9 protein-coding genes are annotated in these 15,180 nt (G+C 62.9%); 2 read left to right on the top strand and 7 right to left on the bottom strand.

Annotated elements, in window-relative coordinates; all coding sequences use genetic code 11:
• Window positions 1-1,544 precede the first annotated feature (1,544 nt).
• Window positions 1,545-3,122, top strand: coding sequence for an FHA domain-containing protein (locus KF886_01580; GenBank protein MBX3176027.1), 1,578 nt, complete (start codon window positions 1,545-1,547; stop codon window positions 3,120-3,122).
• Window positions 3,123-3,131: 9 nt separating this feature from the next.
• On the opposite strand, the gene KF886_01585 is transcribed toward KF886_01580, so the two are convergent.
• The 7 genes from KF886_01585 to KF886_01615 all read right to left on the bottom strand — a co-directional run bounded on the left by KF886_01585 (window position 3,132) and on the right by KF886_01615 (window position 11,197).
• Window positions 3,132-3,749, bottom strand: coding sequence for a PAS domain-containing protein (locus KF886_01585; GenBank protein ID MBX3176028.1), 618 nt, complete (start codon window positions 3,747-3,749; stop codon window positions 3,132-3,134).
• A gap of 367 nt (window positions 3,750-4,116) precedes the next feature.
• Complete coding sequence (gene murJ / locus KF886_01590) at window positions 4,117-5,703, bottom strand: murein biosynthesis integral membrane protein MurJ (GenBank protein MBX3176029.1); 1,587 nt, start codon at window positions 5,701-5,703, stop codon at window positions 4,117-4,119.
• Window positions 5,700-7,292, bottom strand: coding sequence for an apolipoprotein N-acyltransferase (gene lnt, locus KF886_01595; GenBank protein ID MBX3176030.1), 1,593 nt, complete (start codon window positions 7,290-7,292; stop codon window positions 5,700-5,702). The genes murJ and lnt overlap by 4 nt, the downstream gene beginning before the upstream one ends.
• Window positions 7,293-7,396: 104 nt before the next feature.
• Window positions 7,397-8,497, bottom strand: a complete 1,101-nt coding sequence (locus KF886_01600) for a type II and III secretion system protein (protein MBX3176031.1) — start codon at window positions 8,495-8,497, stop codon at window positions 7,397-7,399.
• A complete protein-coding gene (locus KF886_01605; GenBank protein ID MBX3176032.1) occupies window positions 8,494-9,747 on the bottom strand; it encodes a hypothetical protein in 1,254 nt (417 codons plus the stop codon). The genes KF886_01600 and KF886_01605 overlap by 4 nt, the downstream gene beginning before the upstream one ends.
• Before the next feature lie 7 nt (window positions 9,748-9,754).
• Entirely contained in the window at window positions 9,755-10,753 is a 999-nt protein-coding gene (locus tag KF886_01610; protein MBX3176033.1) for an FxLYD domain-containing protein, read from the bottom strand.
• Window positions 10,754-10,798: 45 nt separating this feature from the next.
• Entirely contained in the window at window positions 10,799-11,197 is a 399-nt protein-coding gene (locus tag KF886_01615) for a hypothetical protein (protein ID MBX3176034.1), read from the bottom strand.
• 1,347 nt (window positions 11,198-12,544) lie between these two features.
• Between KF886_01615 and KF886_01620 the strand changes: the two genes are divergently transcribed.
• Complete coding sequence (locus KF886_01620; GenBank protein MBX3176035.1) at window positions 12,545-15,070, top strand: hypothetical protein; 2,526 nt, start codon at window positions 12,545-12,547, stop codon at window positions 15,068-15,070.
• The last annotated feature ends 110 nt before the right edge of the window (window positions 15,071-15,180 follow it).

Genomic DNA, 15,180 nt, shown 5'->3' on the forward strand with positions numbered 1-15,180 from the left:
AATGGACACCAATGCACACGAATGCGCCGGGAGCAGCAGCTGGCCGCGATCAGGAGTTGTGACCACGGATTACACAGGGCAGCCTTGGGCCGCAACCCAAGAAAATGATCACCACGAAGTGCACGAAGGTCACGAAGAAAAACAGAGAATAGCTCTAACCGCAGAGAACGCAGAGAGCGCAGAGGATCGCTCTTGTACGCAGATGAAGTAGTTGGTTGAATGAGGGTGCGTTCTTGACCACGAATGGACACCATTGCACACGAATGCGCCGGGAGCGGCGGCCGCCGCGATCAGGAGTTGTGACCACGGATTACACTGGGCAGCCTCTGGCCGCAACCAAGGAATTGATCACCACGAAGGGCACGAAGGCCACGAAGAGAAAGAGAGACGAAGTTTTGACCGCAGAGAACGCAAAGAGCGCAAAGGGTGATTTCTTGTACGCGGATGGATTGGGTGGATTATCGAGAGCGCATTCTTAACCACGAATGAACACCAATGCACACGAATGCATCGGGAGCAGCCGCGGGCAGCGATCAGGATTTGTGACCACGGATTACACGGATGACACGGATTGCAATTGGTTCCGGTCGTTGAGGCGTGCCGTCGGCGGCGTGCGATTTTCGACGTAGCCCGTTCGGATTGTTCAGCATCGGAATTGTAGCGGGGTGGAATGGGTGGCGGGCTGCTCGGTCTCATATTGTTCAAGCGCCGCGGCAATCCGTGTCATCGGTGTAATCCGTGGTCAATAGAAGAATACCGGCCACGACATTCATGGGACGGTCCGGAAATTCTCCTTGGAGTTTCCAATTCGTAAATGCTTTTACAACAGATTGTTATGGAGGTATTGCGCGCAAGAACTTGCAGAAAAAACAAGAAAATGACGGATAGTAGTACGGATGACACGGATAGAAAATGATCTCGGTCGTTGGGGTGTGCAGGCGGCTGCGTGCGATTTTCGATGTGGCCTGTTCGGATAGTTCAGAAAATCGGTAAATCTTTGGCCGTATGAAGTTGAGTAGCAGTTTAACCACGAATGGACACGAACGGACACGAATAAGAAGCCGAAATTCAGTTCAAGCAGCCTTTTCCCAGGCCCGCAGCCAGGCATCCAAGCAACGAGAAACCTGATTGGCCGCGGAGAACATAGATCAACCTTTCGCCGCAACGAAGGAGTTGTTCCAGGAATCCACGCAGACACCAACTGGCGCCCGCCTTCCGGCCTCTACTTTTTATCTGTGGGGTTCTCTGCAAACCTGTGGGAATATTCTGCTCTTCAAGAGATCAAAGGCGGACCTGTTATCGTTCCATTTGAGTCCTCGAACCCGGTCAATAGTCTCTCTTATTCGTGTGAATTCGTGTTCATTCGTGGTTGATAAGCTTCTTTGCCTCAGACGGCCAAACTGTTACGAAAATCGATAAAATCTCGATTTATGGCGCAAAATTTGCCAAATTACGGATTTTTCTGAATAATAGAGGTGGGGTTGCCGATCAGACGGCGAATCTGGCAGCGGATTGCGTGTGCGTCGAAGAGCAGGAATTCCGGATTGACAACCTACCGCATCAAAATCCAGCGCAGTGGACAGCCGACGAAGCTGGGCGTTCTGGAAGACCAGCCTTGTGTAATCGGTCGGGCGTCCGACGCGGACATTGTGTTGAAGGAGGATTCGGTCAGCCGCCGGCATGCGCGCCTCTCTGTTGACGGGAGCGAGGTGCATATCGAGGATCTCGATTCGAGCAATGGCGTGTATCTCAATGGCGCGCGCGTGCGGCGCGCGGCGGTCACTCCGGGCGATCGAATCCGCGTGGGGAATTACACGATTCGCGTGGAGCCGATGACGTCCGCGGGCGTGCCGGTAAACGGGCGCACGGAACTCGACCATGCGGATGTGGGCACGCTTCATGCGCAGCTGGTTGACCAGGATCATTCGCAGCTTGCGTTTCTATACCGGCTTTCGCAACGGATGGCGGCGCAGCGGCAGTTGCGGCCGCTTCTGGACCTGGTGCTGGAGGAGGTTATGGGGGTGTTTCCGGCGGCGCGTGGTTTCATTCGTGCGGGAGCGGCGCAGGACGGCGCGCCTCCGGTTTACGCTTCCCGGACGCGGCGGGGGCAGAATCCGGCGCCGCCGATCAGCGAGACGCTGTTGCACCATGTGCAGCACACGCGCAGCAGCGTGCTTACGCGAGACGCGGCGGCGGATGAACGCTTCGACAATGCGGACTCCATTGCGGCGCACCAGATCCAGGCGGCGTTGTGCGTTCCGCTGATCAGCCACGACACGGTTCACGGGGCGATCTATCTGGACGCGGATTCGACATCCGAGCCCTTTACGCCGACGCACCTGCAACTGCTCTCGGTGGTGGGTCAGGTGGCGGGTGTGGCGGTGGAGAATATCTATCTCTTCGAGAAGCAGCTGCACCAGGAGCGGCTTGCGGCAATCGGGCAGGCTGTCTCGGCCACGAGCCACGATATGCGGAACATTCTTACAGGCATTTCCGGGGGCACGGAGCTCATCGAGCTGGCGCGGGAGAGCGGGAGCTGGGAGCGTGCGGCGGGGGGGCTGAATATTCTTCGCAAGTCGCTGACGCGCTTCGAGAACCTCGTTAACAGCCTGCTGGACTTCTCCCGGAAGACGGAGATCTGCGCGGGGGAGACGGATATCGGGGCGCTCGTCTCGGAGGTTATTGAGACGCTGGCGCCGGCGGCGTCGAAGGTTGGCGTGACGTTTGCGTTTGAGAACCGGCTGCGGGATACGGTGTTGCTGGACGCGCAACAGGTGCACCGGGTGCTGGTGAACCTGGCGCGGAACGCGATGGATGCGATGAACGGGGGCGGTGGGGTGGTCCAGTTTATGGCGGAAGCGGATGACGCCGAGCATATCATTCGCGTTCGGGACAGCGGCGCGGGCATTCCCACGGAATCGCTGTCGCGCCTGGGGCAGGCGTTTTTCACGACGAAGGAGGGGGCGGGGACGGGGCTGGGCCTGGCGCTTTGTTACCGGATCATGGAACAGCACGGCGGGCGCATCGAGGTGGAAAGCGAGCCGGGCCGTGGCACGACATTCAGCCTGGTGTTTCCGGATCCGTGCCGCACCACGGCGCGTATGCGCCCGGCCGGCGTGTGAGGGCGGGGATCAGGCCTTTCGCGGCAATTCGGGGTAGAGTTTGTCCCGGCACTCGGGGCAAATCCCGTGGCTGAATTCGGCCTCGGTGTGCTGGCTGATGTACTGCTCGACGGTGGCCCAGTAGCCCTGGTCGTCGCGAATACGCTTGCAATTGGCGCAGATGGGGAGGAGGCCGCTGAGCTGTTTGACTTCCGCCAGTGCGTTGCGAAGCTCTGCAATGAGGCGCGCGCGTTCGTCTTCCAGGCGGGTGCGCTCGGTAACGTCGCGGAGGGAATAGAGGAGGGCCGGCTGGCCGTCCCAGGGGATCACGGCCACGGCGACGTCGGTGCTGCGGGTGGTTCCGCTGGCGCAGCACATGCGGACGGGCCCGTAGACGCCGTCGACCAGTTGGGCCTCGTTCAGGGCCCCGGGATCGTCCTCCATCAGGAGACTTTTTAGATCGCGGCCCAGGATTTCTTCGGGGTGGTAGCCGAGGAGTCCGAGCACCTGGTTGTTTGCGTGCAGGATTCGCTGCGTGTCGGCATCAAGTACGAGGATCGCGTCGTGGATGGCGTTGAAAATGATCTCGAAGTGGCGCTGCGACAGCGGGGCTGCGCCGGGGTGCGCTCCGGTCCTTTTTGAATCCATCCCACTTCCTTCAAACCCCGCAAAAAGGGCGCGTTGGGCAACGTGCGGGGAACCGCGGCGGCGTACCCGAGTGTTTGTTAGAAGTTTACCCGGCGGACCACTTGTGCTGTCAAGGGAGGGCGGAAGTTTGCGGGGGTGTTGGGGGCGTTGCGGTTACGGGCGTTCGTGGCGTCTTGCGCCAGCCGTTGGGGATGAAAATGGACGGCGGCTTCGCCGCCTGGCAGGCGGGGACGCCTGCGCTCCCAGCCTTTGCAGCTTCCTTGGGAGAGATGCTGTGGGCCTTGCGGGTACAGGCACCCGCGATATGGAGGCAGGCTTGGACGCTTTCGCGGCCGGGGTGGTTCTTGTCGCGGGAGGGAGTCCCCCGTCAGCGTTTTCGGGCGCGGCGGGTGAGGCGTCCGATGAGGGCGAGGTCTTCGGAGCGGAGGAGGCGGCAGGCGGCGGGGTAGGTCAGGAGGCCGGCGAGTACGGGGATGAGAACGCGGGCAAGTTCGGCTCCGTGGGCGGTTGCGGGCCAGGCGTTTGCGGTTGCATTGTGGGTGAGGAAGACGGCGCAGCCCATGGCGGTGGAGGCCAACAGGATTTTGATCAGGCCGCGGGCGAAATCGGGGGTGAGCAGGTTGCCGTAGCGGCGGCAGAGTAGCAGGTAGAGGCCGGTAGCGTTGGCGGCGTAGGAGATGGTGGTGGCGAGGGCGAGGCCCTGGTAGCCCATGGGTCCGACGAGCGCGAGGTTGAGGGCGATGTTGAGCCCCATGCTCAGGGAGGCGACGATGACGGGGGTTGCGGTATTGTGCACGGCGTAGAAGCCCTGAACGCCGACCTTGACCCAGGAGAAGAAGAGGAGGCCCCAAGCGAGGTAGAAGAGGGCGTTTGCGGCGTGCCGGGCTTCTTCGGGGGAGAAGGCGCCGCCTTCGTGGGCGAAGAGCAACTGCATGATCGGCTCGCGAAGTATCAGGAGGCCGGCCAGGGCGGGCATGACGAGAAACGCGGACTGCCGGAAGCCGTGGGCGAGGGTGGCGCGGATTTCGCCATAGTCCTCGCGGGCTCCGGCCGCGGAAATGGACGGCAGGATGGCGACGGCGACGGCGAGCCCGAATACGGACAGGGGGAGCTGCACGAGGCGGTTTGCGTAGTAGAGGTACGAGACTGCTTCCAGTTTGAAGGCGAAGAAGGCGTCGACGACTTTATTCACCTCGCCCGTGGCCTGTCCGAGGACGATGGGGACGAGCAGCAGCATGGCCTTGCGGACACCGGGGTGCCTTAACTCGAGCGAGGGCAGGCCGAAGCCGGCGTGGCGTTTCATGGCGACGAGCAGTACGGCGGCCTGGGCGATGCCGCCGAGCCAGACGCCGGCGACCAGGGCCCAGACGGGGTCGGGAAAGTAGTCGCTGGCGAGGAGACATGCGGCTATCAGGGCGACATTGAGCAGTGCGGGCGACCAGGAGGCCGTGCTGTATCGTTGCATGACGAATAGCGGGCCCATCGCGAAGACACCGGCTCCGATGAGGAAGAAATACGGCATGAGCCAGGGCGTCACGGCCAGGGCCAGCCCCAGGTGGTCGTCGCCGGGCATGGCGGTTCCGGTGAAGGGTTGGAGGAGGCGCAGGGCCGCGGGAATGAAGGGGACGAGGAGCACACCCGCGAGGGTCAGCAGCGCGAAGAGCAGCAGGGTGGCGCCGAAACAGGCGCGCGCGACGCGGCGGAAGGCGTCGTCGCCCTCGGTTTCGCGGGTGCGGGAGAAGAGCGGCACGTAGGCGGCGTTGACGGCGCCCTCGCCGAGCATGTCGCGCAGCATATTGGGGAAGCGGAAGGCGAAGAGGAATACCTCGCGCGAGACGAAGGGGATCGTGTCGGCGATCACGATGTCCCGCGCGAGTCCGAGCAGGCGGCTGATGAGGGTGCCGCCCGCGAACACGGCCATGAAGCGGGTGAGGCTTCTTCCCGGCTTGCTCACGGGCTTTTTTCGGGCGCCGGTTCGGGCGCGTTGGCGGGTGCGCTGGTCCCGCGCTTTCCGGCGAGGAGGATCGCGACGCCGGCGAGGGCGAGGATGGGAACGATGCGACCGAACCAGTCCACGGAACCGGGCAGGAGCATGGCGGCGGGAGGCGGTACTGGCATGGCGGCGGCGCGGCGTTGGAGCATGGCGTCCGCGGGCGCCGGTTTGCCCTCGCGCCAGGTGACGTAGCCCTGTCTTCCGACGAAGCCATCGATGACGTCGATTCGTCCGTAGGGGTCGATGACGGCGGAAACGCCGGTGTTTGCGCATTGGACGAGCGGGAGCCGGTTCTCGATCGCGCGAAAGCGGGCAATTTCCAATTCCTGGCCCAGGATGTTGCTCTGTCCGAACCAGGCGAGGTTGGTGATTACGACGAGGAAGTCGGCTCCGAGGGCGCGGCATTCGGAGGCTTGCGGGGCGAAGAGGACTTCGAAGCAGATCAGGGGCCCGAAGCGGCGTCCGCCAGCTTCCATGACCACCTGTTCCGCGCCCGCCGAGAGGCCGCCCTGCGCGCCGAAGGCTCGCGCGAAGGAGAGGCGCTCCTCGAAGGGGATGTACTCTCCGAAGGGGGCGAGGTGGACTTTGTCGTAGGTTTCGGTGGCGCCATCAGGCCGGACGAGGACGCTGCTGTTGTAGGCGGCGCCGCTGGCGTTGTCGCGGCGCACGGCTCCGGTGAAGAGGGGGGTGTCTGTGGAGGCGGCAAAGGACTGGAGCTGTTCCAGCACGCGGGGCACGCGGAAATCGCTCATGACGAGGGCCTCGGGCCACACGAAGAGCTGGGTTGGCTCCGCGCTGGCCACCGCATGGGACTGGACCACGGCCATCTCCAGCATTTCCTCCTGGAAATCGGGGTCCCATTTCATGTGCTGCGGGTAATTGCTCTGGTAGAGTCCGACCATGTAGGGGGGATCGGCGGATTCGGGCGCGCGGTAGAGGGCGAGGCCGATGAGGTGCGCGAGGAGGACTGTGGCCAGGGCGCGGGCGGCGGGTATCCAGCGCTGGTCCGGGGCGAGGATTGCCTGGGCGAGGGAGGCGTTGACGCTGGCCAGTATGCCGGAGAGCAGGATCACGCCGCCCAGCGAGGCGAGTTGGGCGAACCAGGCGTCGGGGCCCTGGCTGTAGCCCAGGGCGGCCCAGCAGAATCCGGTGAAGGCGCGGGCCTGGACCCATTCCATGGTGATCCAGAGCGCGGCGAAGAGGAGGGCGGCGCGGCCGCCGGGCCAGCGGCGGTGCAGGCGGCTCCAGAGGGCTCCGAGTGCGGCCCAGAATGCGGCGAGGACGAGGCAGAGGCCCTGCTGGCCGAGAATGGCCCAGCCGCCCGCCCAGAAGATGTTTGCGTTGAGCCATTGGAGCGTGATGGAGTAGAAGATCCAGCCGGCGGCGAGGAACTGGAACGCGGCCTCGCGGGGCGCGCACCGGGCGGCGCGCACGAGGAGGGGTACGAGCGCGACCCACGCCAGGGGGTACCAGTGGAAGGTCGGAAAGGCCCACGCCAGGAGCACGCCGGATAGTAGCGCCCAGGCATAGCGCCGCAGAAAAACGAGCATTGTCGCACAAACTCCGCGGGGTGTGACTTGGGGAAAGGCCGCGGCGAACTGGCGGCCCGAGAGGATTGTGCGCGACGGCGCGCGGCGCGATCAAGCCGGGGCTGCTAGAAGTTCATTGCGTCCACTTCCGCGGAGATGCGGCGCTCGTGATCCCAGGTTCCGTTCTTCCAGAATTCGAGCGCGCGCTGGCTGTCCGGCGTGAGGTTTCGCAGATCGACGACGGTGGGCGTCACGAAAATCAGCAGGGTGGTCTGTTGCGATTCGGAGACGCGGCTGCGGAACGGGAAACCGATAACGGGCAGGTCGCCGATAATGGGGACGCGGCGCTCCGACTGGCGGACGAGGTTTGACGTGAGTCCGCCGGTGACGAGGGTTTGCCCGTCTGGAACGTAGACGGTGCCGGTTTGCGAGCGCTGGGAGAACACGGGCAGGTCGATTCCGCGGACGTTGTCGATCCGGAGGGTATCGGTCACGTCGAGCTTTTCGATCTGGAGCTTGACCATGTTGTTTGGCTGGATGGTTGGGGTCAGGGCCAGGTTCACGCCGATGGTCTTGAATTCCACCTTGAGCTGGGGAATGGCATTGTTCTTGTACTCGACGCTCTGGAAGGGGACTTCGCCGCCCGCGTTGATTTCGGCGCGCATGCCGTTGATGACGAGGAGTTCGGGGCGGGAAACGGTATCCGAATCGCGCCCTCCCTCGACACCGCGAAAGACCGCGTCGATCGTGCCGTGGTCGGAATCGATAAGCGTGGCCGTCAGCCCGCCGCCTTCGCGCGTCTGAATGCCGTTCACGTTGCTGCTGTCTTCGTCGGGGCGCAAGGGCGTGCCGACACCGGGTACCGGGAGGGTGACGCGATTGAAGTCGCCGACGGTGTCGACAACGTTGGTCGTAACCTGCTGGAGCGATCCGCTCTGTTCGACGCCCCGGAGAATCCGGGTATAGTTCAGATTGGCGCCGAGTTCGCGGAGGCCGCGTTCATTGGTCTCGACAATGCGGACCTTGATCTGTACCTGGCGAATGTCCTCCGGCCCGGTGGGGCCTTCGGGCGGGGCTTCGGCGGGCGGGGCCTCCTCGGCGGCCTCGGCGGGCGGGGCTTCTTCGGCGGGCGGGGCTTCCGCGGGGGCCTCATCCTGGCCATGCGACAGACCGGGCATCGCCGCGAAGAGAAGAATCAGTCCGGCAATCCAGCAATGGCGTCTCATGGCTTCGCCTCATCCACGGCGGGCGGGGTTTCCGCCGCGGGCTCCTCATCGGCGGGTGGAGCCGCCTCCGAATCGCCCACTTCGGGCGCTTCCTCGACGAGCGGGGGCGCACTCGGCCTATCGCCGTCGGCGGGAATCATGGACTCGTCGCCGGGAATGCCGCGTGTAATTTCGGACTGGAAGCTTTGGCCGGTGACTTCCTCGGCCAGGCCTTGCGGGATATCGGCCAGGCCACGGATAACTCCTCCGACGACCTCCGTCGGCCGCATGAGGATGCTCCGCCTGTCGACGTTGTCCACGCCGATGTCGAATATCGGGGGCGGGACGTCCGCCTTGATGAGGAACGCGAGTTCCCGGCGGGAACGGGAGAACTGGTTGTTCCCGATGCTGCTGCTGATGGGAACGGGTTCGACGGCGAATGGCACGATGCGCTGCACGAGGCCGTTCAGGACGCGGTCTCCCTGCGCCAGCCAGGGCAGGGTGGCGAGGTCCTTGTCTTCGGTATTGCGGTAGAGTCCGCCGAGCATGAGCACCTGGCCGTGACGCACCCAGACATCCGTCATGATCTGCCGGCTGACAAACTCCGGCACGCGTATCTCGTTGGCGGGCCGCTCGAAGAGATTGCCCGTGCCGGCGAGGGAGTCGTCCAGCGCGACGGTGATGCGCTGCCCCTCTTCCTTCACCGAGGCGTTCAGATTAAGCTGGATGTAGGTGTCATCCCGGGTTTCCGGGTTTCCGTCGTCGTCGACGATGCGGGTCGCTTTTACATCCAGGCTCACGCCGGTCGGTTTGAAATTCGTGATCTGTACGGCGGTCGAGCCGACGACGACGGTGTCCTCGTAGGGGACATCCTGGGTGGTCTTGATGGTGGTGGGGGTTTCCTCGCCCACGGGTACCAGGGCGGTGGGCTCGGAGAGGATGAAGGCGCGGCCTTCGTCGACGAGGGCCTGCAAGACGATCTCGATATCGCCGTACTTGGTCACGAGGCGATCGAGGAAGACGGTGATGCCGGCGGTGGTGCGGTTCGGAAAGGTGATATCGGCGGTATTGATGGAACCATTTCCGCTGGATACCCGCCCGTAGGGCCGGGGTTCGGCGCGCTGCTGGAAATAGGCGCTGAGCCCGGTTTCCGTGCTCTTGCTGGTCTGGAATTCGATCACCTTCACCGAGACCTGGACCTGATCCTGGCCCGGGGCCGCGAGCGGGGCCGCCAGCACCAGGGCGGCGGCTATGGCCGTATAAACTCGCATAGAGACCTTATCGGAGGTACGTGCCGACGCATTCGTAGCGGTGCACGTTCTCAATGTTGTCGAAATTGGTGAAACGCAGGCTGAATGCGCGCGTATCTCCGGGGTTCAATCGGCCGATAGCGTAGCGCTGGCTGTCGTAGACGCGCCCCGCGAAGCCATATATGGTAACGATGACGGCGACGTCTCGCAGGGGGTAGTCCGCACGGTTCACCACCTGGCCGGAAACGTTATAGTGCTGGTTGGAGTAATCGTACTGGTCGGCGCGGTAGCGGCCGCTTCTCCAGGATTGTGTGTTGAAAATCGCCAGCGGCTCCGCGTCCGCGTAGCGCCGCTCCACCTCGTCGGGAGTGAGCACGACATATTCGCCGTCCGGTCCGAGTTCCATGCGCTGGCGGATGACCGCGTCGTCTTTCAGCGATGGCCAGATGGAAAGTATTCTCCGGTAGAGGAATGCGGCCTTGTTGTAGTCGGTATTATTCCAGTAAACGTTGGCCAGTTCCAAATGGGCGGCGAGCTCCTGCGGTTCGGCGACGCCATCGAAGCTTGCCACGCGGGCTTCCAGTGCGGCCGTGTCGACGGCCTGCGCCAGTGTTGCGGCCTCGATGCCCGCCACGTATTCGCGCGTGAGGCCGGCGTATTTTCCTTCGGGGGCCAGTTCCAGATACTTCCTGAAACTCCGATCGGCGTTGTAGAGGCCGTTAATCTTGTAATAGGTCAGCCCGAGGAAGTACCACCCTTCTTTTCCCGCGTCCGTGTCCGGGTATTGTGCGACGAGCGAGGTGAGGCGGGGTATGACGACGGAATATTCCCCGGCGCGCATCATACGCTGGGCTTCGGCGAGGTCCTGCCGGGCGCTTGCGCTGATGAGTGCGGCGTTGTTTGACGCAAATGGGCCGCTATTGTCGCGAATCAGCCTGGGTTGCTGGGTGTTCTGGCAACCCGCCAACAGCGCAAGCAGGAGGAACCCGCTCAGCGCGCATGCCCCCCCTTGGAACAGCCTGGGCATAGACAACACCCGCATGGATTGAAAGGACCGGTGGTGGTGAAGGGACTACTTGAGCTTTTCGAGCACCAGCTCGGTGACGTCTTCAGCCTGAATCGCCGGCTCCAGGGATTCGAGGTAGCCGTCCGCCACGATCAGGTCAAAAGCCGTTTCTTCGCCCACTTCCTTAATGAGTTTCTGGGCCCGCTCGCTGGCCTTGCTGATCAGGATCCAGTATTTGGCGGAACCGCTGACAATTTTTTTCTTCTTGATGGAGGAATACTCCGGGGTCGCCTTCACAATGTCCTGATAGTTGACGCGGGCCGGTTTTTCGAAGGACTCGGGGGCCCCATAGAAGATTTTTTGCACGTCCTGCTTGTCGGCGGGAATGGAGAGGCCGGAGACGGGCATGGCCACGCTGCACAGGGCGACGGCGAGGAATAGAATGGTGTAGTTTCGAAGTCCCATTTTGGAACGCCTTTTTCTACCCGGAGCGAATTGGGAATCACTCCTCGGGAGTTTTGTTCGTTCAAAAACGTACGAATTGTACGCTTGGATTCGCATAGGTGTCAATTAATTACCGGCGCCCCGGCCCGTTCGGATTCCCACCGATCCGCCTCCATCACAGCGGGTTTTGCTCCGGTCTTGAGTCTATAATGCCGTCGGTTCCCGAAAAGTTCCCGGCAACGGGGCAGTCGCGGCAATTTTTTTCCGCGGGAGGGCTACCCGATGGGCGCGTGTGCTCTCCCGGGTACTATACCATGTGGTTGGTGGCGCGTTACGGGTCGGGGGAACCTCGAAGGGACGTGATAGAAATGATCACCACGAAGGGCGCGAAGGACAAGAAGGGAAACAGAGAAGAGTTTTAACCGCAGAGAACGCAGAGAGCGCATTCTTAACCACGAATGAACACCAATGCACACGAATGCACGAATACATCGGGAGCAGCCGCGGGCGGCGATCAAGAATTGCGCCCACGGATTGCACTGATGACACGGATAGAAAATGATTTCGGTCGTTGGGGCCTGCCGGCGGCTGCGTGCGATTTCCGAGGCAGCCTGTTCGGATTGTTCAGTATCAGGAGTGTAGAGGCGTTGATCGGGTGGAGGGCGGCTTTTTCTCGTTTGGTTCGAGCGTCGCTGCAATCCGTGTCATCGGTGTAATCCGTGGGCAATAAGAAATACCGTAACACGTCAGCCATACGAAGCAGCCCCAATTCATTCTTGTCATGCCGAGATACTACGACGAGAGCGCGCCAGGCTGGGAGCGCAGGCGTCCCCGCCTGCAATGCACCGGAGGTGCATGGCGTGTTTGCAGTATCGGCGCCTTTGAGCGGGGAGACGACTGGACCCGGATCACAGCCGTCTATCCGATTCGCGCCTTCGGCGCGATGCGGGCGGGCCGCCCGCGCTCCCATTGGTCCGCACTTCCGTTGTGGCGCAGGTTTGTGTCGTCGAGAAATCAAGCCAACTTCACTCCGCTAAAGTGTTACGAAATACCGACTACGAAATGCACGGCCCGGCCCGGAGATTCCCACTGGGGTTTCTGCTTTGCAAATACCTTTACACCAGATGGTTATGGGGCTCCTGGTCGCACGAACCTTCAGAAAAAACAGGAAGGTGACGGGTAGTAGCATGAAGAGCGCAAAAAACAAAGAGATTATTGGGGTGACGGCGGCCCGGACCGCCTGGAGGGTCTTAATTTGAACGCCGTGGTCCGTTGATTCATTGCATCGATCCAGACCGGATGGGTACTATAGCGGGGCAGAAACCGCGCGTGGGCCGTTGGCTGCGTGCGCTCCGAAGGAAGGCTCGCATGAAATCTCCCTTGATGAACTGGCTTGGTCTTGTCTTTTGCGCCGTGTTGCTTATGGCGCCGGCGGGGCGGGCGATTGCCGAGGCGGACGGATCTGATCAGGCGTGGCTCTGGGTTGTCCCGGGCGCGAACGCAGGCGGCCGCCACCTCGAATTGGCGGTTGACTGGGAGGAGACCGGTGCTGGCGGGGCGGAGATGCGTTTCACGTGTGTGCTCCAGAGTGACTTTTCCTTTTTGCGGGCGCAGGTCTACCTGAATGTGGTGGATGCGCTTGGGGCTCCCGTGGTATCGGGGGCATTGCCGCTGGACATCGACGCGGGCTCGAACACGTGCCAGATTACGCTGGATGCGGCGGCGCTTCCGGTTGGGGAGTATCGGGGGACAATCACGGTCGGCCACACCCTGCTTCTGGACACGCCGTCGCAGGCGTTCATATTGCGCAAGGTCAGCGCGGACCGGATGCTTTCGGATCTGGAGCAGTATGAGGAGCAGGCGTCGGAATTGAACCGGTCTCTGGGGGCGATGGAGGCGGCGGGATCCGCGCAGCCGTACCTGCGCCTGAAAACGAATATATTGACGGATGTGCTGCGTATGGCCCGCGGCGACGCCGCCGGCGAGGCGTGGGAGTCGCTTTCAAACCGGCTCCGTTATGCGAAGGATCGGATCGATGCGGTTCGGGCGGGAATCGTCTTCGGGACGACGCAGCCCGAGCAGTCGCCGGCGATTCCCCCGGTCAATCCTGGAGAGATCGGCGTATCGCGGGGCGGCTTTACTTCGGGTGGCAGGCCGCTGTTTCTTCTTGGGGGCGCGCTGCCGGCGCGGGATCCGGAGATGCTGGCGCAGTTGCGGCGGTATCAGTTCAACGCGGCGACGCTGGTCCTGGGGGCGGGGGATGTTCGGGAAGGGGCGGGGCCGGGAACGCTCCAGCCGTTTTTTGAATCGGCGGTGGATCACAATATCGCGGTTGCGGTACAGCTTGCGCCGCACGACATACCGCCGGGGTTGCTTGAACAGCACCCGGAGTTGCGGCGCGGCGGCCAGACGAACCTGGCCGAGCCCGCGGCGCGCGCATACTGGGAGGGGTATGTTCGCGCGGCCGGCCCGATGCTTTCCGGGCGCCCGATGTTGTTTGGGGTGAGCCTGTCGGACGATGCGTATTTCCAATTCGATGGCGAGGATGTGAAGACGGGGTTCCTGGATTTTCTTCGGGCCAATTACTCGGACCGGCTGACGTTGAACCGTTCGTGGCGGGCGCACCTGGCCAGCCTGGACGATATCACGCCGTGGAGCACGAATCCTTACGACACGTACCAGCAACACCGCCCGTACCAGTTTGACTGGCAGACCTATCACCAGGCCCTGGGGCACAGCTACTTTCGCTGGTCGCGCGATCTGGTGGCGTCGGCCCTGCCTGGCACGCCGCTGATGGCGACGCTGCCGGATAGTGTGTTTGCGGCGGGGGAAACCCGGCACGGTGTCAACCGGGAGCGCCTTTCCGAGTTGCTGGATTATTCCGGCTGTTCGGCGCGATCGGTCCGGGCGAACGAGGTGTTCGCCCTGGATTATCCCCGGGAGTCGGCGTATTACACATTGCTGAAGTCGTTCCAGGCGGAGCGGCCTGTGTTCAACCTGCGGCTGGAGCTGGACGCGGGCGCGAACACGACGGGTGAACTTGCGTACCGGTATGTGCACAGCGCGCTGTGGGAAGGGGCGATGTCCGGGCTGGGCGGGGCGACGGTTCCGATGGATTCGCTGGTATTTCAGGATCCGTATATGGTTGAAGCGCTGGCGACGGCGTCGCTCGATCTGAACCGGCTGGCTCCGATTGTGCATGCGTTTCAGACCGCGCCGGCGGACGTGGGTATACTTTTCAGCTATGCCTCGAAGGTGTTCGACGATGGGGACCCGCACTTGCGATCGGCGCTGAACGCTTACGAAGGGACCTCGTTTGGCGGGTACAAGGTGCGATTCATTTCGGAGGACCAGTGCGAGGCGGGGATCCTGGACGCGCTCAAGATTCTTGTGATTCCGGATACGCCGGCGCTGGGCGAGGCGGCGTTCCGCGAGATCAGCGAATACGTGGAGGCGGGGGGCACGGTGGCCCGGACGGGGGCGCCGATCCCGTATAACGAGCGGGGCTACTCGCGCGGGGACCTGATCCGGAACACGGGCAATACGGTGCTTGTGCGGGGGTTGAACCTGCCGACGGAGTACCTGCACGCGATGGACGCCGCGACGGTGCTTGGGGTGTTGCCGCAGATACCGCGGCCCATCACGCGCCAGGGGTATCCGGTTGAGGGGTTGAAGTCGCGGTATGTGGAGATTGACGGGGAGGGCTATCTTTATCTGTTGAATCTGCGCAAGGAGCCGGCGTACTGCACGCTGGCCACGCAGGTGGACCGCGGCCGGGACCTGGTCGGCGGTCGGGACGTCACGTTCCCCACGATGATCGAGCCGCTGGTTCCGATGCTGATCCGGTTGACGCCCGAACATCTGGCCGTGACGGTGACGGCGTCGGCCGGCTGAGATTTTTGTGCGAACCGGCGCGCGGGGTTGGTGTCTAAGGGGCCATGAAGTGAACCGCCGCCGGGGCGAATCGGCCCGGTGGCTCTGGCCGATACCCAGCCGGTAACCGG

The organism is Candidatus Hydrogenedentota bacterium, assembly GCA_019637335.1.
In the GTDB taxonomy this organism is placed as follows: Bacteria; Hydrogenedentota; Hydrogenedentia; order Hydrogenedentales; family JAEUWI01; genus JAEUWI01.

Bases quoted from the DNA above. Each gene is read 5' to 3' on its own strand.
- KF886_01585 (MBX3176028.1), bottom strand. From the start codon at position 3,749: ATGGATTCAAAAAGGACCGGAGCGCACCCCGGCGCAGCCCCGCTGTCG.
- lnt (MBX3176030.1), bottom strand. From the start codon at position 7,292: ATGCTCGTTTTTCTGCGGCGCTATGCCTGGGCGCTACTATCCGGCGTG.
- KF886_01600 (MBX3176031.1), bottom strand. From the start codon at position 8,497: ATGAGACGCCATTGCTGGATTGCCGGACTGATTCTTCTCTTCGCGGCG.
- KF886_01605 (MBX3176032.1), bottom strand. From the start codon at position 9,747: ATGCGAGTTTATACGGCCATAGCCGCCGCCCTGGTGCTGGCGGCCCCG.
- KF886_01610 (MBX3176033.1), bottom strand. From the start codon at position 10,753: ATGCCCAGGCTGTTCCAAGGGGGGGCATGCGCGCTGAGCGGGTTCCTC.
- KF886_01615 (MBX3176034.1), bottom strand. From the start codon at position 11,197: ATGGGACTTCGAAACTACACCATTCTATTCCTCGCCGTCGCCCTGTGC.
- KF886_01620 (MBX3176035.1), top strand. From the start codon at position 12,545: ATGAAATCTCCCTTGATGAACTGGCTTGGTCTTGTCTTTTGCGCCGTG.